This is a genomic window from Zhongshania sp., from assembly GCF_041623545.1.
Classification (GTDB): Bacteria; Pseudomonadota; Gammaproteobacteria; order Pseudomonadales; family Spongiibacteraceae; genus Spongiibacter.
This window is the reverse complement of record NZ_JBFJWS010000007.1, coordinates 26,531-50,617: the sequence shown is the minus strand read 5'-3', so window position 1 is coordinate 50,617 and position 24,087 is coordinate 26,531. Positions and strand designations below refer to the sequence as shown.

Genomic DNA, 24,087 nt, shown 5'->3' with positions numbered 1-24,087 from the left:
CGATGTCGTTCAACCACCGCAACTGCGTTTCGCTACGCGCGGCCGCTATATTGCTCAAGCGCTGACGAAATTGTTGAGCCTCCAGCAGTGGTTCTGGAAAGTGACTGACATAGTTTTCTAGCGCAGTTCGCTCCCGCGCCAGCTGTCCCGCTTGACCATAAAGTTTTGCCGCCAAATAACTAGCGTGGCGGCGGGTTTCAACCGTCTCTACACTACGCAGCGCGATACGCGCGTAAGCCGCCGCTGCCAATGCCGGTTGCGCCAATTTTTGATATGTCTCGGCTAATAGCTTTTCACCTTCAGCCGCCATTGCATGGCGGGGAAAGGAGCTAGCAAAGTTTTGCAACACATCTGCCGTGCTCTGCCAATCTTCAATTGCATAGAACTGCCCCGCCGCATCAAAACTCGCGTTGGCCTGTAATTCCGACTTAGGACTCAACTTAGCGGCGCGTAAAAACAGATTTGCCGCCAAAGCTCCATCGCCATTCGCCCGCGCTTCTTCAGCGAGACGATACACCGACACGGATAAGCGCTCGGCGGCAATAAGACGAAGCGCCTGTTTCCCCGATAACATGCCCATAAGCCGACTGTAATAGCGCTCAGCTTGTGCAAAATTATTTTGCGCGAAGAAGGCGTCAGCCGTAATACTTAAGGCCTTGCGCGTTAAATGTGACTCTTGCCGATCAGCACTTGCCAACAAAGGACGGGAAATTGCAATCGCCTCCTCGTAGCGCTTTAACATGTACAAATCTTCAGCGCTGGCCAATAGCACGCGGTTGCGTTCGGGGTGCAGGGGAAAGGCCGCCGCCATTTTGGTGCTAGCGGCAATTACCGCCTGCTGCGCGACGTCGCGCTCTCGCTCTGGCGCCACGGCCAACCACGCGCGGTAGGCTTTTACGGCCGCTAATGCGGCGTCTTCGGCATTATCGTGATCACTCAACTCATAGGCGACCAGACTGTATTGATCCCCCGCTGCATTTAACTCTCCCGCGTCAAATAATGCGTCGGCATAACGCATACTCGTCTTGGCAAATTCAGCGTCATTCGGAAGCATGGTAAGCATACGCCGATAACTCGCCGCCACGCTGACAAAGCGCGCCTGGCGTAAGTTCGGATCCGCAGTTTCCTGTGCTTCTGCATGCCGATAACGCAACACCTCGACCATATACCCTCGTAGTAAATCGTGCTGTGGCGGCGCAGTATCAACCGCTAGGATGTCATTGCCATAGCGCTCAATATAGGCCTCCTGAGCAGCAATCATGACATCAGTAAAACCACCATTTCGGTACGCCGCAATCGCCATTTCACTGAAACTCATTGCCAGGGCGTGCTGCGGATAGGCGCTCGCAAAATCCGCATATACACTGGCGGCATCGGTATAACGCTGTTTACTAAGGAGCAACTCACCAAGACTGCTGTACACCACCGGATAAAATTTATTGCTTGGTAGCGCCGCAAAATAATTGTTAATTTTGTGGCCCTCGGGCTTTGCCGCTAACGCTAAACATAAAGCGCGCAAACTGTCGCGAACGAGTTCTCTTTTTGTGGTCGGCACCAGTGCTAATAATTGCTCTACACTTTCCACTTCGCGGTTAATCGTCAAGTGCATCAGTATCGCGGTAAAGGCACCGGCAGCAGTATCTGCTTGGTTTAGCAGATACTGGCTCCAACCGTATTTATATTGGGCCATATGCCAATATGGCGTAGTTGCATCCTGCTCAAGTAAGTGCCGGTATTGCTTGCTCGCCTCGCTATAGCGCTTACGTAAATAGAGCATTTCGGCAGAGCGAAATAGTGCATCATTGGCGCGGCTGGATTGCGGAAAATCCTTTGCTAGATCACGAAGGGTATCAATGGCTAGATCGGGACGACCAGACAGCTCATAAGCCCGTGCGAGCTGGTATATAACATGGTCTTTATTTGGGTAATCGGGAAATTCGCTCAGCAGGTCTTGATACATTCCAAGCGCTAGCGCGACCTCGGACTGATTCACTTCCAAGCCTTGAGCAGCGGCTTCAATACGCAAGTCAGCAGAACGACGCATAGCCTCCGCGCGCACACCAGGCGCAGAATGCAAGTCCAAAACAGCCTGATAATGATTCAGCGCCGCTGCCTTAATCCTTTGACTTGCCACGTCAACATCATCAACTGTGGCCCGCGGCAACTTCGCCATAATAAGTCGATCTGGGCGCTGACCATTGCGCTCAAGTAAATCACCAATAGTCTGCGTCTCGCTATCGGGTAGCACACCATGCTGACAAGCCGACAACAGACCCAACAAGACGACAGCTCCGAAACCTTGAAATCGATTTTTAGGCACAGCGCTATGCATTATTGCCGCTCCTCGCCATCCCACACCACGCGGGTCAAACTACGACGAGCATTTTCGTGGTTCCGCGCCAAGGCAAAATTAGCTTCGGCCAAATACGTTTCAGTCCGCTTACGATGACGACTTAATTCCGCAAGCGCTATGCGATCAATAATTTCCGCACTGCGAGCAACATTTAGTGCCAAGCGCGGCAATAAATCACTAAGCTTTCCGCCCAAAGCGCCATCGTTAGCGGCAACTACCGCGCTGTCCTTATAGCCGCTAAGGACATGGTAAATACGCGCGATTTGGCGATAATCCTGCAACGCTCGGTAAAACGCCGAACCCTCAAGTAATAAATCCAAATAGCCATCCTTGCTATCATAAATAGTCGACAACCAAATATTCCAGCCACTGCTTTCGCGCTGGTCAGCTAAATCAATCGCGTTGCGTAAGCCGCCGCGTTGAACATCAGCGCTTGCGCTATTCAGCCGCTGCAACGCCTCCGCCAAGCGGCTCGTTGCCAAGGCGTAATAGCTGTCGGCGCGCTGCGCCTGGCCCGCCCAATGCGACATGGCGTAGGGCAGAATTAGTAGGCCTTCTTGCACGGCGGGATCGAGGGGGTCGCGATTCATTAACTCCATCCACGGCACTAGGGCAGCCTGCAAATCTTCGGCCTTACCTCCGGATGCGACCGCCCACGCCCGTCTAAACGGCGTGTGTCGTCGCGCCCACGCTATTTCATCTTCTGAGCCGGACCATAAATAAGCGGTGGATGGCGCCGCCGCCCCCAAGGCATCAACAGGGGCCGGAACTCGGTTCTGACGGGGACTTAGCAAGGCCCAGCCCAAACCTACTAATGCTTTATTGGCATAGGGACTTAAGCGCCTTACTAATCTAAAATATTTTGCGGAGAGCTCGCTATCACCCTGTTTTAAAAAGTGAAAGCCAAGCGCTAAATTAATTTTATCCCGAAGTAGCAATTCATCATATTCGACGTACTCCCCAGCACTCAGAGCCATGAGCGTTTGTACACCTTGAGCCCACTCCCCCCGTTTCAGCAACTCAACGCCTGCATTGTATTGCGAATACACCGGACTGATCTGAGGGCTTTGACGGGCCTGGTCGTTATGTAGCACTGGCTTTAAGGTGGCGGGGATATCCACTAAACCAAACTCATACGCACTGCGATTTAGAGCCTGCGTGAGTGACGGCGAAAACTGATCCGCCCGACCACCGGCTTTGAGAACAGCGAGGGCATCAGCCAAGGCTTCAAATGCTTGGTGGCGCTCGGCATTAAAGTACATGGCCTTTAAGCGCAGCGAATCGCTAACACTATTTTTAATCCCGCGCTCTTGTACTTTTATTGCCGCTTTATTTTGCCATTTAAACCAAGCGTCGTGTACCAGCGCCAATTCCCATTGGGTATTTCTTTCGAGCGCAAAAGTTTCTTCAATATAAGGGTATAGACGCTCGGCGTGTGGCCCGCCCTCAACACTCATGGCTGTCGCCTTCACACCGATTGCATAGCGCCCAATCGGAAGCCGCAAATCAGCGAGAAGATGAATCCCGCCGTTACGGATGGATTCTATTTCCAAATCACTATAGGTATAGCGCGCAACTTCGCGGCCATCCACCGTCACTTGAATTGCCCGAACGATTAAATCCGGTTCACGATTCCCAAAATACAATGCAACAGAGCGGGTATCCTGAAACGCAGCTTCTTCTGTCGCTTTGATATCACTGTATAAGTCTAATGCCTGTGTCTTTAGGTCTGCCTCTTCCACGCTGGCGGCCGCGAGGGGAAGCAGAACTAAACAAGCACAAAGTACGCGCTTTACAAAGCTTGGTAATGGCATCGTCACAAACTACACCGCTTTTATTTCCGCATTTCAGTAATCAGTGCAGGCCGAAGCGGCGCTGCACTCCCACATAAGTAAATACATTCAAGGTAGTGACAGCAAAAGGCGCGCCAACGGAAAGCACTTTAAAAATTTATGAGCAGATTACTTTAGTCATTAGAAGAAATAATTGGTGCGTACGGCTGCGAAAGCACAAAAAATGCAGTGAAAGATGAGATAGGCATGTGACGTTAAAAGTATACTGTCGAGAAAAACGACGTTGACGCACTACTTTTATACACAAAGAAATAGGCGTAGCCTCTCGTTTTGCACCACAACAGCTCAAAGAGAGTACACCGCGGAAATTTCCAGATAGCTAATAAGAACTAGTGTGCCAAGCTCCAGATCAGCCCCAAGAGCAGTAAAAACGAAACGCCCTGCCAAACCATTAATGGATTACGGTTTAACAAAGGCTGGAAACTGTCTTTGCTATACGCTGGGTTCGGGTGCTGTAGATCGTGGACAAACTCCGCTATATCGTTATAACGAAGTTCGGGGCTAATACTTAAGGCCCGATTTAGTGCGGCATCTAACCACAACGGTACATGCGGGTTGTAATGGCTAGCAGAAATGTACTCGAGACGAGTAAATGCAGCCGTAGTGGTGCAACTTTCTAAACGTCCTTGATAGGGTTTATGGGCCGTTAGCATTTCAAAAACAACCGCCGCCAGCGAAAATTGATCGGCACGGGTTCCCGGACGGCGTCCTAGCACATGTTCCGGCGCCGAGTATTGGGCTGTGCCTAACACACGGTCTCGCGTTATCGGTACCGCTATTTCCGCCAGACCCGCAACAAAACAAGATCCGAAATCGATGATCTTTACCTGACCAGTATCTCCCACCAATATATTGTCGGGCTTAATATCCTGATGAATAGTGTCCCGCCGGTGCATCGCCTGCAAACCCTTGGCCGCAGGCAAAATAATATCTAACATTTGCTGAGTCGATGGCTGCGGATGTGCCCGCATCCACTGCCCAAGCGTTACGCCCGGCACAAACGTCGACAAATAATACAGGCAACTTGGCGGAACCGGTGGATCAACAACCTCGATAACATTTTCGCTTTGAATACGCCGCCCCACCCAGCTTTCTAAAATAAATCGCTCTATGTAAGCAGGGTCATCATTGTAGTTCGCCGACGGGGTTTTCATGGCGTAATGACGATCTGCAGTGGCGTCATACACCTTGTATAACTGACTGCGAGGGCTAGCGTGAATCTCTTCTTCAATTACCAACCCATCCACCACCATCCCCACGGAGAGCGGTGGGGGAAACGGCAAAGCCGTTAATTTGCGATACACATCGCCCGCGTCTTCAAGCGGCAAGGCATCTATCCGCAGCAGCTGACAACTGAGATTGTCGTCACTACCCGCTGCCAGCGCCTCGTCTATCATGCGCTGACATGCCAGTTCCAGATCGTCGCCAGCCTCACTGATAATTGCCTGCAAGCGGTTGCTATTAAGCACATCGTGAATGCCATCGGTGCTCAACAGAAAAATATCCGCCAATGCGACATCGGCGGCGCGGTAGTCGACATCCAAATTGATATCCAAGCCCATAGCGCGGGTCAAGTACGATTTCCCCCTACTAATCGGCATGGCATGATCGCGGGTTAATTGCTCGAGGCAACCATCGCGCAATCGATAAATGCGGCTATCGCCAACGTGAAATAAATGCGCAGTTTGCGACTTAAAGACCGCAATACTTAAAGTTGAGACATAACCTTTCTCTGCCTGTAAATAACTTTGCCCTTGACCATATAGCCAACGATTTAAGGCATTCAGTACTTGTTGGGCAGAACGCTTTACCGACCAAGAGTCCGGAGTTGAAAAATAATCGCTCAAAAATCCGGTCACACAAGTTTCCGCCGCCTCTTTACCGGCTTCTGCTGCTGATACGCCATCGGCAATCACAGCCACTGCGCCCTTGGTTGTTAACTGCTCGTCTTTGGGAACGCAAATACCCAAACTGTCTTCGTTAACGGACTTTTGCCCAGCGCTGCTGCGCTGGGCAATCGCCAACTTCAATCCACCATCAAAGTGCATTAAAACTTCCCAAGGTATACATCGCAGCCATATCTCTAAACATTCTCTGCACTTTAACTTACTTCGATCAGCGCGACACTACCGTCTTCGTTTAATTCAGCAGTGTGTCCCTGGGGCTCTTCCATAAACTGCACGGCAATGAACACCACGCCCGCACAAGCAGCAATCACCAAGAAGAACTGGGAAGCGCTCACAAATGACAACACCGTCAAAAAGATTACTGCACCAACGTTGCCATAGGCGCCGGTCATACCCGCAATTTGGCCTGTCATACTGCGTTTAACCAAGGGCACGATTGCAAACACGGCGCCCTCACCAGCCTGCACAAAGAACGAACAACACATGGTGGCAACAACCGCAACCCAAATAGTCCAAGTAGAGTCAATATTGCTCAGCACCAAATAGCCTACAGCCAAGCCGGACACCAAGATAGAAAGCGATTTACGACGTCCAAACCTATCAGACAAGTAACCGCCACCGGGACGCGCCACTAAGTTCATAAATGCAAAGCCCGCCGCCAACATGCCCGCGGTCACTGCACTTAAGTCAAAGGTTTCCATAAAGAACAGAGGCAGCATAGACACTACCGCCAACTCAGAACCAAAGGTAACGAAGTAAGCGACATTGAGAATTGCTACTTGCTTAAACTTGTAACGCTGCATTTCTGGAATATCGACATTGTTTAAGACATCGCTATTGACTCGGATTATTTGACTAACTTGAAAAATAAAAAGCACCACTAAAACAACATACAAGGCCGTTGCCGCCGCGCCATTTAGCAAGCCGAGATTAACCGGTGACAACTTCCACGTTAATGTCGCCAAAGCGAGATACATAGGTACACACATGGCAATGTAAAACACGAGGTCGCGCTTACTACTCACCACTAAACCACCGGACTTCTTCGGTTTAAAATACGTAGAGCCTTTGGGCGTATTGCGCGCACGCCAGTAGAAAAACACGCCGTAGACTGACGCCATCACGCCGGTCATGGCAATGGCATAACGCCAGCCGTCTGGACCACCGAAATACAGTGCCAAGCTAGGCAGGATCATTGCCGCTGCCGAAGAACCAAAGTTTCCCCAACCGCCGTATACGCCTTCCGCCAAACCTACTTGACGAGCCGGGAACCACTCACCAACCAAGCGAATACCAATAACAAAACCAGCACCGATGAAGCCCATTAAAAAACGCAGCAAGGCAATTGTTTCGTAGCTATTAGCAAACGCAAATGCCACACACATCATTCCGCCGGTCACCAATAAGGCGCTGTACACAATACGAGGACCAAAACGATCCACCAACATACCAACGATAACCCGCGCCGGTATCGTCAACGCGACATTCAAAATCATTAAGGCTTTTACCTGTTGGCTGGTCAGATCAAAGGCTTCTTTGATTGACGACAACATCGGCGCAAAATTAAACCACACGACGAAACTTAGGAAAAAAGCAAACCAACTAAGGTGAAGCAATCGAATTTTTTCTTGCTTGAGGTCAAGCACATTTAAAGTTGAGGAAGACATTAACAGCTCCATAATGGCCATTTAAAAGTATTGCCATGGAACAGCAAGGCCTGTGCCAAAGACCCGCACCGCTCTGGAACAAAAACACTAACCGCTTGTTTTAAAACAATTATTTTTTATTTTTAAGTAATCAAACTAATTAATTGCATTATTTTGAAGCACCTAACAATACGAATCAGGCGCAAACAAGCGCACCATATTGGCGCGCAGCGCCCCAGCAAATTCCGCAAGCCCGGCTTCTCTGCGCAAAAAACCGCCCCAACAAGGCGCAGCTTCAAAAAATACTTCTTACAAATCATAGCGTTAACGTGCGATCCAAACTGTGGCACAGCTTTTGCTTTTCTTTAATGCAATATCCATCTGCAGCACCGGCCGCCGACGCTAGCCACCGCGCAACGCATTTAAGGAAGTAACCATGACAGACAAACAACGCCTGCTTATTATTGGTAATGGACCTGTTGGCCACCAATTTATTGAGTCGATTATTGAAAGTGGCCAAGGCGGACAATTCGACATCACGGTTATTGGTGAAGAGCCGCGCCCAGCCTATGACCGGGTTCACCTTACCGCCTGGTTTGAAACCCGTGAAGCCGCCTCACTGAATATGGTTAAAGAAGGCTTTTACAGCGAAAACAGTATTACCGCGCTGACTCATGAAAAAGTCATCGCCATCGATCGCGCCGCGCAAACCGTCAGCACCGACAAGGGCGAACAGTATGCCTACGATAAGTTGATACTGGCCACGGGCTCTTTCCCCTTTGTGCCGCCGGTACCGGGCCACGATCGCAAAAACTGCTTTGTTTACCGAACTATCGAAGATTTAGAGGCCATTACCGCTGCAGCGGCCAACGCCAAAGTCGGCGCCGTGGTTGGCGGTGGCTTACTCGGCCTTGAAGCCGCTAAGGCGATAATGGATTTAGGCTTAAAGACCCACGTTATTGAATTTGCTCCGCGTCTTATGGCAGTGCAGGTTGACGAAGGTGGCGGCGCACTGCTTCGCCGCAAAATAGAGGATTTGGGCGTATCCGTACACACGCAGAAAAACACCCAGCAGATCATCGACGGTGAGGACTGCGTTCACAAACTGCAATTTGCCGATGGTGCGGAGCTTGAAACTGATATTTTGGTTTTCTCTGCCGGTATTCGCCCCCAAGACGCGCTCGCCAGACAGTGCGAACTTGAAGTAGGCGAGCGCGGCGGTATCGTCATCGACAACAGCTGCTTAACCTCAGACCCAGCGATTTACGCTATTGGCGAATGCGCCCTGTGGGGCGGTCGCATTTACGGTTTGATTGCGCCGGGCTGGGATATGGCCCGGGTTGCCGCCGACCACGTGCTGGGCGGCATAGAAGAGAAGGCATTCACCGGTGCCGACATGAGCACTAAGCTCAAGCTAATGGGTGTTGATGTTGCCTCGATTGGCGATGCGCATGCCAGCACCCCCGGCGCCAAGAGCTACACCTTTATAGACGAAAAAGCCGAGGTCTATAAAAAGATTGTGGTCAGCGGCGACGGCCAGCACTTATTGGGCTCCGTACTGATAGGCGAAGCGAATGATTACGGCACCCTGCTCCAGTTTGCCCTGAACAAAATTACCCTGCCCGAGCAGCCAGAGAGCATGATTCTGCCGAGCTTAGATGGCAGCGCCGGTGTTGGTCTAGGTGTTGACGCCCTCCCCGATGTCGCGCAAATCTGTTCTTGCAACAACGTCAGCAAGGGCGATTTATGCGCCGCAGTGCAAGGCGGCGCTATGACCGTTGGCGATCTAAAGGCCTGCACCAAGGCCGCCACGACCTGCGGCGGTTGTACCGCGCTAGTCGGCCAAGTATTGAATGCGGAACTGACCAAAATGGGCGTAGAGGTCAACACCGACCTTTGCGAACATTTCCCTTACACCCGCCAAGAAATATTCCACTTGGTTAAGGTTGGGCAAATTAAATCCTTTGACGAGCTATTGGAAAAACACGGCAGCGGCCACGGTTGTGAAATTTGCAAACCGACCGCAGCGTCGATTTTAGCGTCCTGCTGGAACGACTATATTCTTGAACCCAAGCTCGCCGGCCTGCAAGACACCAATGATCGCTACTTGGCCAATATGCAGAAAAACGGCACCTACTCGGTTGTTCCGCGCATGGCGGGTGGCGAAGTCACCCCCGACGGTCTGATCGCGGTCGGCCAAGTCGCCAAAAAATACAATCTCTATACCAAAATCACTGGCGGCCAGCGCGTGGACTTATTCGGCGCCACCCTCGATCAGTTGCCGCCCATTTGGGAAGAGTTGATCGCCGCCGGCTTTGAGTCTGGCCACGCCTATGGCAAATCGCTGCGCACGGTAAAATCCTGCGTTGGCTCAACCTGGTGTCGCTATGGTGTACAAAATAGTGTTGGCCAAGCCATCGATTTAGAAAACCGCTACAAGGGGCTGCGCTCGCCACACAAGCTTAAAATGGCCGTGTCTGGCTGTACTCGGGAATGTGCCGAGGCCCAGAGCAAAGATGTCGGTGTTATCGCTACAGAGAAAGGCTGGAATCTGTACCTGTGTGGTAACGGCGGCATGAAGCCGCGCCATGCCGATTTGTTTGCATCAGACATCGACACCGACACCATGATCAAATACATCGACCGCTTCCTCATGTTTTATGTGCGCACCGCAGATCGTCTACAGCGTACCTCGGTATGGATGGAGAATCTCGAAGGCGGTCTCGATTACCTACGCAAAGTAATTATTGATGATTCTCTCGGCATCTGCGCCGAACTCGAAGCTGAAATGGAACATGTCGTTGACACTTACCAGTGTGAGTGGAAAACCACCGTTGAAAACCCTGAGAAGGTAAAACAATTCCGTAGTTTTGTGAACGCCGATAAAGCTGACAAGGAAATCGTCTTCATTCAGGAGCGCGGCCAAATTCGTCCAGCCACAGACGCTGAGAAAATGACGAATGCCGACGATTTAATCGCCGTAGCCTAAACCATACAACCTGAGAATCACTGCGTGCATAACCCAGTGATTCAAACCGTTTTACACGAGGAACACACCATGTCTTGGACCACCGTTTGCCGCCTTGACGACATATTGCCTAACGCCGGCGTAGCTGCATTGATCGACGAAACCCAAGTAGCCATTTTTCGGGTTGAAGATAAAGTCTACGCCCTCGCTAACAAAGACCCCTTTAGCAACGCCAACGTCTTGTCACGCGGTATCGTCGGCAGCGTAAAAGGCACCTTAGTCGTGGCATCGCCAATCTATAAGCAGCACTTCAGTCTTGAGGCTGGCAATTGCTTGGAGGACGAAACAGTGTCCATTCCCTGCTATCAAGCTCGCACCGAAGGTGAGTTGGTTCAAATCCAGGTATAGCTAAGTCGCTGAGCTCACCGCAAACAGCTAGTCTCCCCCCTCGTCGGCTGTTACCTCAGTAGTAGCCGACCTTTTTCCAGCTTTGGCAATAAAATCCTACACAGTTTATAATCGGCGCAGATTTTAACCCCAACCACAAACCAAAATGGAAGCCCGTCATGAGCTACACACAAATTCCGGCCGGTAAAGACCTGCCTAACGATATCTTCGTTGCCATTGAAATCCCTGCCAATAGCAGCCCCATCAAATATGAAATCGACAAAGACTACGACGCGCTGATGGTTGACCGCTTCATGGCCACCCCTATGTTCTACCCTGCGAACTACGGCTATATTCCCAACACCTTGTCAGAAGACGGCGACGCCCTGGATGTATTGGTTGTTACTCCCTACCCCGTTGTCCCCGGCTCAGTTATTCGCGCCCGCCCTATCGGCATTCTCAACATGAGTGACGAAGCGGGTAAAGACGCCAAGCTGTTAGCTGTTCCCCACGACAAACTCACCGTGCTCTACAAAGACGTGAAAGAGCCTTCAGATCTTCCTGCTCTGCTTATTCAACAGATTGAACATTTCTTTGAAAATTACAAAGATCTTGAGAAAGGAAAATGGGTAAAAATCGACGGCTGGGCTGGCAGTGAAGAAGCTCGCGCTGAAGTCATGAAAGCGGCAGCGGCCTACAAAGGCTAAGTTCTGCAGCGGGGCCAATTGCGGCCCCGCAACATCTCTCCAGCCAATCAAATATCATCACGAAATTCACGCCTTAACCCCGCCCGCCAGAGACACCAACTAGCACAGCGCCCCTCGCGTTTTTAAAGGCAAAAAAAAGGGACTCAAGGCCCCGTTTTTGTGCATCACGCACTATGCAAAAGAACGCCATCAATCAGCCCACTTCGGGCATGGCCTTCAATAAGCGCTGATATAACTTCGAGTTTTTATGAATCGATTTGTGTTTGGAATAAGCTTCAACCGCTTTATGCCAAGCATCATCACTGCCGTGAGCATTAAGCGAGAAACTGGTACATACGGTTTTTTTCTCAACTTTTGATGCGACACCAACCTGAAAAATCGGCGTTAAATTTCCGCTTTTTTCAGTCTTTAATAAATAACTAATCCCGCGTACCGTACCGTCGCTTTTAAAACAGCGATCTTCTTTCGTCTCTTCAATATAACGACGCTGCTCAGCCTCAAGAACTGCATCTCGCGCCTTTGCCTGTTTTTCCACCTCGCTCTTTAACTTTCCTTCCAGTCGAGTACCACCGTTTTTTAGCGAGAAATATTCCTGATACAACTTCCCCGCAACTGTACGGCGCACCCGATAGCCGTAAAACGCCTTATTATCTAATAGTTTAACGCTCACAAGCACCTCCCTTTTAAATTTATGGGACCTCTACAACCCACAATATAACAGATGTAATCTAAGAATACTGGGCGAAATAACTAGCCTCATTAGGCCTCGTCGCTGATATTCTGATCCATGTTTAATGCCGGTAAATCAACAGACAATACCCCAACCTGTTTTGCCGGTACCCCCGCTACGGTAGCGTGTGGCGCCACACTACTTAACACCACGCTACCTGCAGCAATTTTTGCGCCTTCACCAACAATAATATTACCAAGCACCTTGGCTCCGGCACTGATTAATACGCCATCATGAATATGCGGATGCCGCGGCCCTGGTCCACTTCCACAGCCACCTAAGGTCACGGAGTGCAACATAGACACATTGTTTCCAACTACCGCTGTTTCACCAATTACCAAGCCCGTCGCGTGGTCCACCATCACTCCACAACCAATTACCGCCGCTGGGTGAATATCCACATCGAAAACACTGGCTATGCGATTTTGCAAAAACAATGCCAGTGACTCACGTTTTTGCGCCCACAACCAATGGGCAATACGGTAGGCTTGAATCGCCTGAAAGCCTTTGAAATATAAAAACGGCATTCCGTAATGATCACATGCGGGATCGCGATCATAATGGGCGCGAATATCCATCGCCGCAGAACTAACGATTGTCGGGTCGCTAATAAAGGCCTCACTGAACACATCGCGAATTAACATCGCCGGAACGGAATCGCAGCCCAGCTTAGAGGCGATATGAAAACTCAGTGCATCGGCAAAACTGGCGTGATTTAAAATACTCGCGTGATAAAAGCTGGCCAGCACCGGCTCATTCTGTCCGTAATCCCGGGCCTCGCTTGTCATGGCAAGCCACAGATCATCTACTGCTGCATTCATTCCTTAAGCCTTGTTTATTAAATCGGTAAATATCGGTTCGGGGTAGCACGAAGGTGGCACGGCCACATAACGAGAATAAAGTTTATCTAACTCGTCCAGAATACCTTTTCGCAAACACAAATTTTCTACGTTACTTAATATCTCGCGCAATAAATTTTCGCTAATCACTGCATCACACTTTGCAGCTAAGGGGGCGTAACTTAAGTGCCAGCGCTCGGGCGCAATACCGCCGCGATCCACAGCATATGGCCGAAAAAAACCATGACCACCACCACTCGCAAACTGCTGATCCAACCACAGATGCAAGGGACCAAAAACACCGGTATCAGCCACTTCATCAGGGGTTAACTGCACGACGTAGTCGGCAGTAACTGCCGCCGCATCGTAGATATCGATATCGCTACCCCAATGATGTCGTGACGCACCAGGCAGTGCCGACCACCGCATAATGGCATTGATCAGCTCAGACTCTGAAAGCGTACTAATGTCGAGGGTATGCCCAGCACTGTCTAACACCGCGCGTTTGCCCTGCGCCTTGGCATTCCAAATTGCCAATTGGCGGTCAAAACTGCGATAGCCACTGACTAAGCGCAAATCAAAACCCGCTTTGGCTGCGTCGGCTTGCAGCGCTGTTAACGGTGCGATAATGGCCCGATGCACAGGAACACCGCAAAACAGTACATTTGCGGATTCCTCACGCCCTAAAACCAAATCGGCACTTACTGTTGGATCCTTCATGGGTGCATACTATTCGCGCGGTTTAAGGTATTGAAGCTTCATGGCATCATACTACCGGCAAATGCACCGACTTGAAATTCTGGAGTAAGAATACGTGAACGAGTCCTATGGACATGTAAAAAAAATTGGCTTAGCCCTCGGCAGTGGTTCGGCCCGGGGCATGGCCCATATCGGGGTTATCCAACGCCTTGAGGAGCTAGGTATCCGCCCAGACATTCTCTGCGGCACCTCAGTAGGCTCGATTATCGCGGCCTGTTTTCTCACCGGAAAACTCGACCATTTTGAGCATTGGATTCAATCCCTAAGTACGACGCAAGTTCTCCACTATATGAGTGTCAGCCTCGGCGCCACGGGCGGCGTCGCCCATGCAACGCGACTCATCGACTTTTTTGCACGAGAGTACGGCAATCCCAATATTGAAGATTTAGACCAACCCTTCGCCGCCGTTGCCACCGATTTGGTACGCGGCAGAGAAGTTTGGTTACAACGCGGCCCGCTTTGGGACGCGGTGCGCGCCTCTATGGCTATCCCCGGCATACTGACCCCAGTACCCTTTCGTAACTCCTGGCTAGTCGACGGTGGTCTTGTAAACCCCGTGCCGGTATCCGTATGTCGCGCTCTCGGCGCCGACATCATTATCGGCGTCGATCTAAATAGCGACCTCGTCGGGCGCCAAAAAGTGATTAGCAATGCCAAAGCGACCAACGTAGAAGAAATCACTGAAGAGGAAGAGGCTGAAGAAGAGCAGCCCACCTTTGAAGATAACGATGGCGACGAGGAAGATGGCCAAGATCCCTTCTTAGGCGCCGCTTTTAGCCGTTTTGCCGCGTCCGTTAAAGAAGCCGCCAGCAATTTCCGGGGCAGTGAAGACGACAAAAAAGCCGAGCCGCCGGGCACCATCGCGGTCATGATGAGCGCCATAAATATTATGCAGGATCGTATTACCCGCAGTCGACTTGCCGGTGAACCCGCCGACATCATGCTGTGGCCGCGACTCGGGCATATTGGTTTAATGGAGTTTAGCTGCGCCGCTGAAGCGATTCAGGAAGGCCGCGACTCTGTCGACCGAATGCTACCAGCCATTCGCCACGCTTTTAAAAGCGAAGGCGATGACCGCCTGATTGAACCCGGCCATTAAACTTTTGCTGGCAACCTCCTCTCAATCCACATCGGTCAGAGCCATTATGGCTCGACCGACTGCCAAACTTGAAAATCCAATTTATGCGCACACTTTGTCATATAAACGAGATTCCTGACCCCGGCTCAAAGGGTTTCAAATCTGCCGAACAAAGCCTCTTTGCTGTTCGCCTACGCGGAGAAATTTATCTATATCGCAATAGCTGCCCGCACCTTGGCATTGAGCTCAATTGGCAGGAAAATCAATTTCTAGATTACGATGACTCACTGATCCAGTGCTCAACCCACGGTGCATTATTTATCATCGAAAATGGCCATTGCGTTGCGGGGCCTTGTATGGGCAAGGAATTGGAAGCCGTCCCATTCCAAATCGACAACGGCATGATCACCCTGTGCGATTAACGCTATAAACACACCGGCAGAGACCCGCCGAGCACCATGCCATCAAGGCTAATATCAGCTTTATAAGCAATAAGCTCCAAGCCTACGTCCACTGCAGCGCTTAAGGTCGTCGCGTAAACGGGGTCAATATGTGCGGCGGGTGTCACGCGCTGAATTCCCACATGCAGTACCGCGAATAACAACACCACTCGGGCGCCCTGCTCCCGCAGCTCACACAAGTCGACAATATGCCTGCTCGCTCGCTTACTCACTGCATCGGGAAACGCACCGCGGCCGCCGCCGCAGTCCAAGGTCACTGACTTCACCTCGACATAGCACTCCGGTAGACCATTGGCCGCCGGCGCATAAAAATCTATACGACTAGCCGAGGCGAGCTTTTTTTCGCGCTGCCAATTCGGGTAGCCCGCTAATTCCGAAATTTGCCCGGCTTGCAGCGCCTCGTCTACCAATCCATTCGCTAAAGCAGAATGAATACACACCGCCTCGCCACTAGCGGTTTCGACCAGCTCCCAAGTCATACTGTATTTGCGCTTAGGGTTCGCGCTCACCGACAACCACACCCGACTACCAGGCTCGGCACAACCTGTCATCGCCCCAGTATTTGGGCAATGCACGGTGACTTCCTCGCCACTATCCAAGACCACATCGGCTAAAAAACGCTTATAGCGCCTAAGCAAATACCCCCCCTGCAACTCACCCTGCCACTGCACCCATATACCCTTTTTTAATTTCCGATAGATTTTATCTTGGCCGGGTTAACAACGGCCAAGGTCCAGCAAGCTCGCCAAACATGTTATCGTAGATCCACAGACATTTGCGCATGAGCCGACATTCAACACCATGATGAAAAAAACGCTAATCGCCTTCGGCGTCCTTACCCTTATTGCTCTTATCACTATTGCCACAGTCTTAATTCAGCCACAGCTATTGCGTGGCTTAATTAGCAGTGGCGCACAGCGCTTTGCTGGGCTCGAGGTCAATATCAATGATATACGCTCACAGCTAAACCCATTGCGCATTGAGATAGAGGGTCTAGAAATTCGCAACCCCCACTGGCCCCGCCCCGCCTTACTAAGTTTGGCCAATATCAATATTAGCCTCAATGAAAACCCCTTTGGTCAGAAGCCATTCTGGACCCTTAACGCCGACGACTTGAGCATTCGCCTAGAACAAAACGAAGCGGGTGATTTTAACTGGATTAGCCCCGAGCTACTCGCCAGCACTAAAACAGCCACGCCACCACCAGAAACAGACTCGGCCATGCCCACCCTGCCGGGTGACTTTAACTTTAATCGCATAAACCTTACGAATATCAAGCTAGTGTGGCGGGATAAAACCGGTGTAGAGCGTAACGTCCACCTTCCGCAAGTCAGCGGTGAACGGGTCGAAGCCGGCAACGGTGATTTCTATATTGGCCTCGACTACCAGAAGCAGCACTTTGAACTGCAGAGCGGTATCACCCTGTTCGACCCCAAGAGCGGTGCATTGGGCTACTCCCTGGCCCTTAAGCATCAGGATCTCAATTTCAGCAGCGACGGCAAGCTCATACTCACCCCCAATTTAGCGGGCAGTGAACTCACCTTCAAACTGGATTTGCGCAGTGCGGTCAATTTGGCGGCACTAGCCAATGCCGAAATTCCTGCGATTCCGAAAATACGCCTTGTGAGCAAGTTGAACATAAGCCCAAATTACGAATTCACCGACATCAAATTAAAGCTCAATGATGACGAAATTCGCGGCGCACTCACGGTCAATGCCAACAATTCGGCGGTGAGCGGAACGCTGAGTGCAAAAGCCATTAATGTCGACAAATTACTGCCAGCACAAACAACCGAAGCTACCAGCGCAAACCAAAAAACGAACGCCCGCGAAGCAGGCACTGAAGCGCCCATCGACTGGACATGGCTGGAAACAAGCCAGCTAGCCCTCAAACTCAATATCGGCACGCTCAGCGCGTCTGGCTGGCAGCTGCAGGACTTAAGCAGTGACATCGCCATAAAAGAAAATATCAAGCTCAAGTTCACAGCGGCGAGCATTACTGAACTGGCCACTAGCCGTGAAATTAAACAATTTACAGCCGATCTCGATGTAAAGCCCCTCGCTAAGGTCACCGAAACCGCTGATATAGCTATGAACTTAAAACTTAGCATGCTGGGCCTCAATGCCAGCGCCGACGGCGAGCTTAACGTCAACGGCATAGCCGGCAGCAAATTCAAGGTGCAGGCAGAGGCCGAAAATAGTAAAACCCTCTGGCTACTCGCTCAGCTGCCCTACCAGGAAGCGGGCGCAGTCAACTTGAATGCCGACATTCAAACTCAGGCCGACCGTTATAAGGCCAAGGGCAGTGCTAGCATGGGCAAGCAAAACACTGAGCTTGATTTACAATTTTCCCCAGCCACGACGGAACATGTCGCCGAACTTAACGGCAACATCACGCTGAAACGCATTGACCTCGCCTTTCTCAATGCGCCGAGTGCGGCAGCAAGCCCCACAACGGCTAACCCCGTTAAAAAAGGTAAAAAACTCATTAGCAAAGACCCTATTGACCTCAGCGCCATGCAGAGCGTGAACGCCAATGTGGGTATTGCCTTAGAGGACATTGATACCGGCTACGCCTTAATTCGCAAAGCCAATCTCAAGCCCAGCCTGCAGGCTGGCGTTCTAAATTTAAAAAACACCACGATCAACTTTGCCGGTGGCGATGCCAAATTGCGGCTAAAACTCGACAGCACTCAAAGCCAAGCTCGCATTGACCTGAAGCTCAGCGTGAATGCGGAAGATTACGGCAAACTTGGCTTAAGCAAAGCCGCCGGCATCAATGGCGGCAAGGGCGGCATTCGCTTAAATGTGAATAGCCAAGGCGCCAGCCCCCATCTGTTAGCCGCCAATATGAATGGTAAATTAGACGTCAAAATCACCGACTTGGTCGCTGAAGGCAATGCCCTGAATTTGATCGGCTCCGACGTACTCAGTGAAACGATTGATAAGCTCAATCCGTTTTCGGAGAAAAAAACCAGCACCGAGATCGAATGCGTCGCCATTCACTTTGATGGCAAGAACGGTAAATTCATCAGCGACGACGGCATTGCTTTAGAAACCGCCCAAACCAAAATTATCGGCACCGGCCATTTTGATCTCGGCAAAGAACAACTCTTATTTGGGGTATCGCCAATCGCCCGCACCGGCGTCGGCATCAATGTCGGCGCCGCCGCGGGCTTAGTCCGCCTTGGCGGCACCTTTAGCAAACCGAAAATTGTCGCCGACCCATCGGGGATGTTTACCTCTAGTCTGTCGACCGGCGCCGCAGTATACACCGGTGGCCTATCACTATTGGCGCAGGGCTTACTGAAACGGGCGATTTACGCAGGCAGCGCCTGTGACGGCGCCATAGATGAGATTCCGACGGTAGACGAACTACCAGAAGAACTATTAAAGCCGCGCTTACCCGAAGCCACTCCGGAAGCGGGTAATACAGTCGTCGTCCCTGCGGCGTCAGCAGCACAAACGACCAGTCCTCAACACTGAGGGCTGGTGCATAAGCGCCCTATTTACTCAGACAAACAACCTTAAATCCCTCATGCTCTGCAAGCACCTCAGCGCTTGCAAACAATGCCGCCTTGCGCTCCAGCGGGATGAATTGGTTTACCACAAACAGTGCCCGCCCCTTGGGTTTTAACAAGCGGTGGGCCGCCGCAATAAACTGATCCGTTAACGAGCCAGCAACCGCAAAGCCCTTATGAAAAGGCGGATTACACAGTACCGCGTCATAGGGACCGCTGAGTCCAGCGGCGCAGTCAGCCAATTCTATTTGTGCGTCAATCCCATGCACATCGCAGTTTTTATGCGCAGCCAACAGCGCCGTCGCGTTATTATCTGTTAGCAGCCAGTGACTCGCGGGGAGCTGCGCCGCCGCCATCACTGCAATAAATCCATAACCGCAACCAAGGTCAACCAAGCTCTTAGGCTGCTGACTAAACCCGGCCAGAAATACGGGCAATTGCTCTACTAACAATGCGCTACCGCGATCGATTTTCTGCCAGCCAAACACTCCCGGCTTACTATACAAGCTCGGTGAACTCGCAATTTCTTGAATATGGGTATAGTCACTGTCAGGTAGGAGCCCGCTAGGCTCGCTGCGTTTATGAATTGTGGCGATATAAGCCGCGCCGCTGTGCTTTTTAATCTCGGCGACAGCGCCAACCAGCCCCGCAGCCTTTTTAGCATAGCTGTGTAACCCGTCATTTTTATGGCCCGCCAAGTGTAAACTGCCGCCGACAGGCAGCACCGCCAAGGCCTGATTAATTAAATAATGTACCAGTGCTTTTTCCTTAGACACCCTATAGCAAACAGATTTCGGTGGTTCAGCATCCAGCGGCAACACAAAATCGCCCAGCTCGACCGGGTAGCCCGCTGCCTGCAACAGCGTAGCGATATCACAGCGATTACTAAAACTGCGCCAATTGTCCCGCGCAGCAGGTAAGGGCTGCGCGGCCACGTGCTCATCGGCAAACCACCACAGAGGCGTTTGCGCTGTGGAAAACTGCTGATACAGCGCCATTAAGGCGGTATCTGGCGAGAAAGAAGTTGACTGTTCGCTCATCGTCACGGGTGTCTCATCGAGTTTGGCTCTGGCTAAAGCAAATAAACCTATGTTTGAACACTGGCAACCTCGGCCGCCGTTAAATAACGATATTCGCCTTCAGCCAGATCGGCATCCAATACGATATCGCCAATCGCCTCCCGATGCAGGCTGGTAACTAAATTACCCTCGGCACCAAACATACGCTTAACCTGGTGATAGCGCCCCTCACAAATTTTTAAACGAGCTACTCGCTCTCCTAAAATTTCTAACTCAGCGGGCAATGTTCGGGCTTTATCGTCTTTCAAGAATACGCCGCGACTAAAATGCAGCTGCGTTTGCTCAGTGATCACTTCTGCAGTTTCAACATAATAACTTTTCCAACACTTACGCTGCGGGGAAGTCACCGCATGGGACCAATTGCCGTCATCGGTAAGCAAGACCAAGCCCGTGGTATCAATATCGAGGCGGCCAGCCACGTGCAGGCGCTCTGGATTATCCTCATCCATTAGATCCAACACAGTCTGATGACGACGGTCGCGCGCTGCGCAAATATAGCCCTGCGGCTTATTGAGCATAATATAACGGGGACCTGCTGCCCGCAGCGAGTGACCACTTAAACTCACCTCAGCATCTATGGCAATCCCCTGGGCAGGATCACGAACGACTATGCCATCCACCGTAATTTCACCGGCTTTTATCAGCTTTTTGGCATCACTGCGGGAGTAATCGGTCACGCTGGCTAAATAACGGTCCAAGCGCATGGGTTTATCGCTAACTTTACTCACAAATCCGGCCGCTCTGAAAATAAGGCGAGTATTGTCGGGTATGGGGGCACTGGCATCAAGCAGGCGATGAATCCACTACATCACTAAAGCGCCCGCAGAGTTCACACGTAGTGCTTATCTAAAAGTTCAACACGTATATTTTTGATGACGGGACTCACCGGAGGGCCAAACTGATTATAAATCGCGACATCGGCGGCATCTCGGCCATAGCCAATCACCACATAGCCACTGCGGAGCTCCGCCTGAGTGGCGTCAAAGGTATACCAGCGCCCGCCAACATAAGCTTCGAACCAGGCGTGTAAATCCATAGGCTCTAAACCGTACATATAACCCACTACAAGGCGCGCCGGAATACTCAGGCTGCGGCACAGTGCAATACCGAGATGTGACAAGTCTCGGCAAACTCCCGACTGCCGTGAATTCACCTCGACCGCTGAAATAGGTACCTCGCTATTACCCGGCTCAAAACGTATTGTGTTCCGCAGCCAGCTCTCTATCGCTTTAACTTGGTCGTAGCCCAGAAGTTTACCGGCAACAATAGCGGTGGCCATCTGACAAAAGCGGTCTGATTCACAAAAGCGACTGGGTAACAGGTAGCTAAGCACTTCGTCAGGCAGCTGCTCAATATCAACAAACGGCGCCCCCGGCGACTGATCCATTTGGTCGGCAGTCATCACTTCCGCAGCGGTATAAATTGTCAAACGGCCAGGCGGGGCAAGCAATCGTTGACAGAGATTACCGTAGCCGTCAGTAAATTCCATTACCGGAATAATCGGCGTGAGCATGTACTCATCACTCGCCACCCATTGCTGACGTCCACTGCGTAAACGCAGCATTAAGATGAATGGCGTCGGCCCTGAAATTTCGAAGCTCATTTCACAACTGGTGCGTAGCCACATGCGATACATCCTTTTTGAAACTTAAGTGAATCAATGACTGGCGCTAGCGCGAAAGCTACACTAGTTAAATTGAAGTTCAGAAGCTAAAAATCAATCTCCGTTAGCAAAATACTCCTTAGTCCCTTTCATTTTAAACACTTCTTGTAGGTGCAATAGTGCTTTGGCGTAGGCTGCCTGCCTAAAACTAACACCTTCTTTCTGGTGCTGAAACTGCCACATTTCCTCAAATGCCGCTTCGAGCTTTTCCTTTAAGCGGCTTTGAACATCCAGCAGCGACCAAGGGTACCCGGCGCGATTTTGCACCCATTCAAAATAGCTCACAATCACACCACCGGCGTTAGCGAGCACATCGGGGATAACGACAGTACCACGCTCAAATAAAACCTGATCGGCATCATGGCTAATCGGCCCATTGGCAACTTCCACCACCCATTTGGCACGTACAGCGTCGACATTATTCTTGGTTATTGCGTTTTCTAAGGCCGCGGGCACGAGGATGTCCACCTCCATAGCCAACAGCTCTTCATTGCTAATGGATTTGTAGCTGTCGCAGTTTTCACAGCGACTGACCGAGCCCTCAGGATAGTTCGGGTGGAGCTGATTCGTCGCTATTTTACGCTCGTGAACCAACTCAACGTCCAAACCCTGCGCACAGTAGATCCCGCCTTGAGAGTCACTCACGGCCACTACTTTATAGCCCGCCTCGGCCAATAATCGCGCCAGATGGTATCCGGCGTTACCAAAACCTTGGATGGCGATGGTCAAATCTTCGGGCACACGGCCCTTTTTGGCACGTAAAAACTCGATACAGTAGAACGCACCCCGCCCAGTCGCTTCAAAACGCCCTTCACTGCCCCCTAAATTGACGGGTTTTCCGGTAATTACTGCAGGAAATTTGCCACCTTTGATTACTTCATATTCGTCACGCATCCAGCCCATGATGCGCTCATTGGTGTAAACGTCTGGCGCCGGTATATCGAGGTCTGGCCCCACAAAATCAGCCATTGCGCGCATATACGCGCGGGAGAGTCGCTCAAGCTCCATACGCGACAATAATTTCGGGTCCACAACGACGCCGCCCTTGGCGCCACCATATGGCAAATTGACTACGGCGCACTTAATCGTCATCCACAAACCCAGCGCGCGCATTTCGCCATCATCTACCCCAGGATGAAATCGAATCCCCCCCTTGCTGGGACCAAGCATTTGACTGTAATGGCAGCGGTAGGCGTCGAAGTACTGGGTCGAGCCGTCATCCATGCGCACAGGAAGCGAGGCATACATCATCGCCTTGGGTCGCGACAAACCCGCGAGTACCGTATCGGCAATACCCGCGACCTGCCCCATCGACACCAACCTAGCAACCGCTTGATCGAAAATAGTATGCATCACCATCCCCTGAAAATTACTGCCTGCACGGTACATCCCATCCAACTGACCATAGTCTGCATGGGTACTGATGTCTATCTCCGGACCGAAGGCGCAAGTATTCGAGAGTAGGGCTGTATGCAATTTTTTTGGTGGGGGGGAGGAGAGTTAGCGTAGGAATAAATATTTAAAGATCCATCCCGCTGTTGCCCGCAGAACAGGCATAAAAAAGGAGCCCTTAAGGCCCCTTCTATCACGCAGATGTTGAGCGGAGTTTATTCTGCTGCGGCATCGGCATTCGCAGAAGCACTCGCGTTAACCTTAATATTGGTCAAGCTACGCAGTGCAGACTTCTTCTCTTCGACTGCGGCTTTGGCATTCGCTTTAGTTTCTGCACGAGCTTCAGCACGCGCTTGGGCATCGGCTTCAGCCTGAGCTTCACGCTCTGCTTTGCGTGCTTTTGCTGCGGCTTTTTCTTCTTCGCGCTTCGCTTTAGCTTCTTCATGCTTAGCTTGGGCTGCGGCCTTTTTCTCAGCAGCGGCAGCAATCATTGCATCACTTTTGGCATTGCCTTCGGCGGCCATTTTTGATGCTTTTTCATCAACATTGGTTTCAACATTCACATTGGCGTTAACCTTCGCATCAGCTTTGGCGTCTGCTTTTTCTTCGGCCTTAGCGCTGCCACCAAAACCCAGCTTGCTGAAAAAACTGCCTTCAGCCATTACACCGCCGCTCAAACTAACCAAGCTAACAGCCAGAACTAATTCTTTCATTTTCATTGTGATAATCCTTTGTTTTATCAAA

General features: G+C 51.1%; 19 protein-coding genes. 6 read left to right on the top strand and 13 right to left on the bottom strand.

Features of this window, described 5'->3' with window-relative positions:
* The 4 genes from ABYT30_RS02300 to ABYT30_RS02285 form a co-directional block, all read right to left on the bottom strand.
* Positions 1 to 2,332, bottom strand: a 2,332-nt coding sequence (locus tag ABYT30_RS02300; protein WP_373095108.1) for a tetratricopeptide repeat protein, incomplete at its 3' end; no start/stop codon positions are given.
* Positions 2,332 to 4,173, bottom strand: coding sequence for a hypothetical protein (locus tag ABYT30_RS02295; protein WP_373095106.1), 1,842 nt, complete (start codon positions 4,171 to 4,173; stop codon positions 2,332 to 2,334). The genes ABYT30_RS02295 and ABYT30_RS02300, both read right to left, overlap by 1 nt.
* 362 nt (positions 4,174 to 4,535) lie before the next feature.
* Positions 4,536 to 6,254, bottom strand: a complete 1,719-nt coding sequence (locus ABYT30_RS02290; RefSeq protein ID WP_373083657.1) for a protein kinase — start codon at positions 6,252 to 6,254, stop codon at positions 4,536 to 4,538.
* 53 nt (positions 6,255 to 6,307) lie between these two features.
* Entirely contained in the window at positions 6,308 to 7,780 is a 1,473-nt protein-coding gene (locus ABYT30_RS02285; RefSeq protein ID WP_373095103.1) for a NarK family nitrate/nitrite MFS transporter, read from the bottom strand.
* Between the two features lie 415 nt (positions 7,781 to 8,195).
* Between ABYT30_RS02285 and nirB the strand changes: the two genes are divergently transcribed.
* The 3 genes from nirB to ppa all read left to right on the top strand — a co-directional run bounded on the left by nirB (position 8,196) and on the right by ppa (position 11,821).
* Positions 8,196 to 10,748, top strand: coding sequence for a nitrite reductase large subunit NirB (gene nirB, locus ABYT30_RS02280; RefSeq protein WP_373095101.1), 2,553 nt, complete (start codon positions 8,196 to 8,198; stop codon positions 10,746 to 10,748).
* A 69-nt stretch (positions 10,749 to 10,817) separates the two neighbouring features.
* Positions 10,818 to 11,135 (top strand): nitrite reductase small subunit NirD, encoded by a 318-nt coding sequence (gene nirD / locus ABYT30_RS02275; RefSeq protein ID WP_373084279.1) that lies wholly within the window; start codon positions 10,818 to 10,820, stop codon positions 11,133 to 11,135.
* A 158-nt stretch (positions 11,136 to 11,293) separates the two neighbouring features.
* On the top strand, positions 11,294 to 11,821 hold the full coding sequence (gene ppa / locus ABYT30_RS02270; RefSeq protein ID WP_373084282.1) for an inorganic diphosphatase: 528 nt from the start codon (positions 11,294 to 11,296) through the stop codon (positions 11,819 to 11,821).
* A gap of 193 nt (positions 11,822 to 12,014) precedes the next feature.
* Here the strand turns inward: ppa and ABYT30_RS02265 are convergent, their stop codons facing one another.
* The 3 genes from ABYT30_RS02265 to ABYT30_RS02255 form a co-directional block, all read right to left on the bottom strand.
* Positions 12,015 to 12,491 (bottom strand): hypothetical protein, encoded by a 477-nt coding sequence (locus tag ABYT30_RS02265; protein WP_373095098.1) that lies wholly within the window; start codon positions 12,489 to 12,491, stop codon positions 12,015 to 12,017.
* A gap of 89 nt (positions 12,492 to 12,580) precedes the next feature.
* Positions 12,581 to 13,372, bottom strand: coding sequence for a serine O-acetyltransferase (gene cysE / locus ABYT30_RS02260; protein WP_373095096.1), 792 nt, complete (start codon positions 13,370 to 13,372; stop codon positions 12,581 to 12,583).
* A 3-nt stretch (positions 13,373 to 13,375) separates the two neighbouring features.
* Positions 13,376 to 14,110 carry a M15 family metallopeptidase gene (locus tag ABYT30_RS02255; RefSeq protein ID WP_373095093.1) on the bottom strand — a complete coding sequence of 245 codons (735 nt, stop codon included), beginning with the start codon at positions 14,108 to 14,110 and terminating at the stop codon, positions 13,376 to 13,378.
* 94 nt (positions 14,111 to 14,204) lie between these two features.
* Here ABYT30_RS02255 and ABYT30_RS02250 point away from each other — a divergent pair, with 94 nt between their 5' ends.
* Both ABYT30_RS02250 and ABYT30_RS02245 read left to right on the top strand, forming a co-directional pair.
* The gene (locus tag ABYT30_RS02250; protein WP_373095090.1) at positions 14,205 to 15,248 is read left to right on the top strand and encodes a patatin-like phospholipase family protein; all 1,044 of its coding nucleotides are present in this window, start codon (positions 14,205 to 14,207) and stop codon (positions 15,246 to 15,248) included.
* Between the two features lie 83 nt (positions 15,249 to 15,331).
* Positions 15,332 to 15,649 carry a Rieske (2Fe-2S) protein gene (locus ABYT30_RS02245; RefSeq protein WP_373095114.1) on the top strand — a complete coding sequence of 106 codons (318 nt, stop codon included), beginning with the start codon at positions 15,332 to 15,334 and terminating at the stop codon, positions 15,647 to 15,649.
* 2 nt (positions 15,650 to 15,651) lie between these two features.
* Here the strand turns inward: ABYT30_RS02245 and sfsA are convergent, their stop codons facing one another.
* Positions 15,652 to 16,359: a DNA/RNA nuclease SfsA gene (gene sfsA / locus ABYT30_RS02240; RefSeq protein WP_373095087.1), complete on the bottom strand. Its 708-nt coding sequence runs from the start codon at positions 16,357 to 16,359 to the stop codon at positions 15,652 to 15,654.
* Between the two features lie 130 nt (positions 16,360 to 16,489).
* Here sfsA and ABYT30_RS02235 point away from each other — a divergent pair, with 130 nt between their 5' ends.
* Positions 16,490 to 19,174: an AsmA-like C-terminal region-containing protein gene (locus ABYT30_RS02235; protein ID WP_373095085.1), complete on the top strand. Its 2,685-nt coding sequence runs from the start codon at positions 16,490 to 16,492 to the stop codon at positions 19,172 to 19,174.
* Between the two features lie 19 nt (positions 19,175 to 19,193).
* Here ABYT30_RS02235 and ABYT30_RS02230 read toward each other — a convergent pair whose 3' ends face one another.
* The 5 genes from ABYT30_RS02230 to ABYT30_RS02210 form a co-directional block, all read right to left on the bottom strand.
* Positions 19,194 to 20,249: a methyltransferase gene (locus ABYT30_RS02230; protein WP_373095111.1), complete on the bottom strand. Its 1,056-nt coding sequence runs from the start codon at positions 20,247 to 20,249 to the stop codon at positions 19,194 to 19,196.
* Positions 20,250 to 20,296: 47 nt separating this feature from the next.
* Positions 20,297 to 21,016, bottom strand: coding sequence for a 16S rRNA pseudouridine(516) synthase RsuA (gene rsuA, locus ABYT30_RS02225; RefSeq protein WP_373081053.1), 720 nt, complete (start codon positions 21,014 to 21,016; stop codon positions 20,297 to 20,299).
* Between the two features lie 101 nt (positions 21,017 to 21,117).
* Entirely contained in the window at positions 21,118 to 21,915 is a 798-nt protein-coding gene (locus tag ABYT30_RS02220) for a transglutaminase family protein (protein ID WP_373081051.1), read from the bottom strand.
* Between the two features lie 90 nt (positions 21,916 to 22,005).
* A complete protein-coding gene (locus ABYT30_RS02215; RefSeq protein WP_373081050.1) occupies positions 22,006 to 23,304 on the bottom strand; it encodes a Glu/Leu/Phe/Val dehydrogenase in 1,299 nt (432 codons plus the stop codon).
* 254 nt (positions 23,305 to 23,558) lie between these two features.
* Positions 23,559 to 24,062: a hypothetical protein gene (locus ABYT30_RS02210; RefSeq protein ID WP_373095082.1), complete on the bottom strand. Its 504-nt coding sequence runs from the start codon at positions 24,060 to 24,062 to the stop codon at positions 23,559 to 23,561.
* Positions 24,063 to 24,087: the final 25 nt, after the last annotated feature.

Excerpts from the sequence above, each read along its gene's own strand:
- ABYT30_RS02220 (WP_373081051.1), bottom strand. The coding sequence starts at position 21,915 with ATGTGGCTACGCACCAGTTGTGAAATGAGCTTCGAAATTTCAGGGCCG.
- nirD (WP_373084279.1), top strand. The coding sequence starts at position 10,818 with ATGTCTTGGACCACCGTTTGCCGCCTTGACGACATATTGCCTAACGCC.
- ppa (WP_373084282.1), top strand. The coding sequence starts at position 11,294 with ATGAGCTACACACAAATTCCGGCCGGTAAAGACCTGCCTAACGATATC.
- ABYT30_RS02235 (WP_373095085.1), top strand. The coding sequence starts at position 16,490 with ATGATGAAAAAAACGCTAATCGCCTTCGGCGTCCTTACCCTTATTGCT.
- ABYT30_RS02230 (WP_373095111.1), bottom strand. The coding sequence starts at position 20,249 with ATGAGCGAACAGTCAACTTCTTTCTCGCCAGATACCGCCTTAATGGCG.
- ABYT30_RS02285 (WP_373095103.1), bottom strand. The coding sequence starts at position 7,780 with ATGTCTTCCTCAACTTTAAATGTGCTTGACCTCAAGCAAGAAAAAATT.
- nirB (WP_373095101.1), top strand. The coding sequence starts at position 8,196 with ATGACAGACAAACAACGCCTGCTTATTATTGGTAATGGACCTGTTGGC.
- ABYT30_RS02215 (WP_373081050.1), bottom strand. The coding sequence starts at position 23,304 with ATGCATACTATTTTCGATCAAGCGGTTGCTAGGTTGGTGTCGATGGGG.
- cysE (WP_373095096.1), bottom strand. The coding sequence starts at position 13,372 with ATGAATGCAGCAGTAGATGATCTGTGGCTTGCCATGACAAGCGAGGCC.
- ABYT30_RS02210 (WP_373095082.1), bottom strand. The coding sequence starts at position 24,062 with ATGAAAATGAAAGAATTAGTTCTGGCTGTTAGCTTGGTTAGTTTGAGC.
- ABYT30_RS02245 (WP_373095114.1), top strand. The coding sequence starts at position 15,332 with ATGCGCACACTTTGTCATATAAACGAGATTCCTGACCCCGGCTCAAAG.
- ABYT30_RS02290 (WP_373083657.1), bottom strand. The coding sequence starts at position 6,254 with ATGCACTTTGATGGTGGATTGAAGTTGGCGATTGCCCAGCGCAGCAGC.
- ABYT30_RS02255 (WP_373095093.1), bottom strand. The coding sequence starts at position 14,110 with ATGAAGGATCCAACAGTAAGTGCCGATTTGGTTTTAGGGCGTGAGGAA.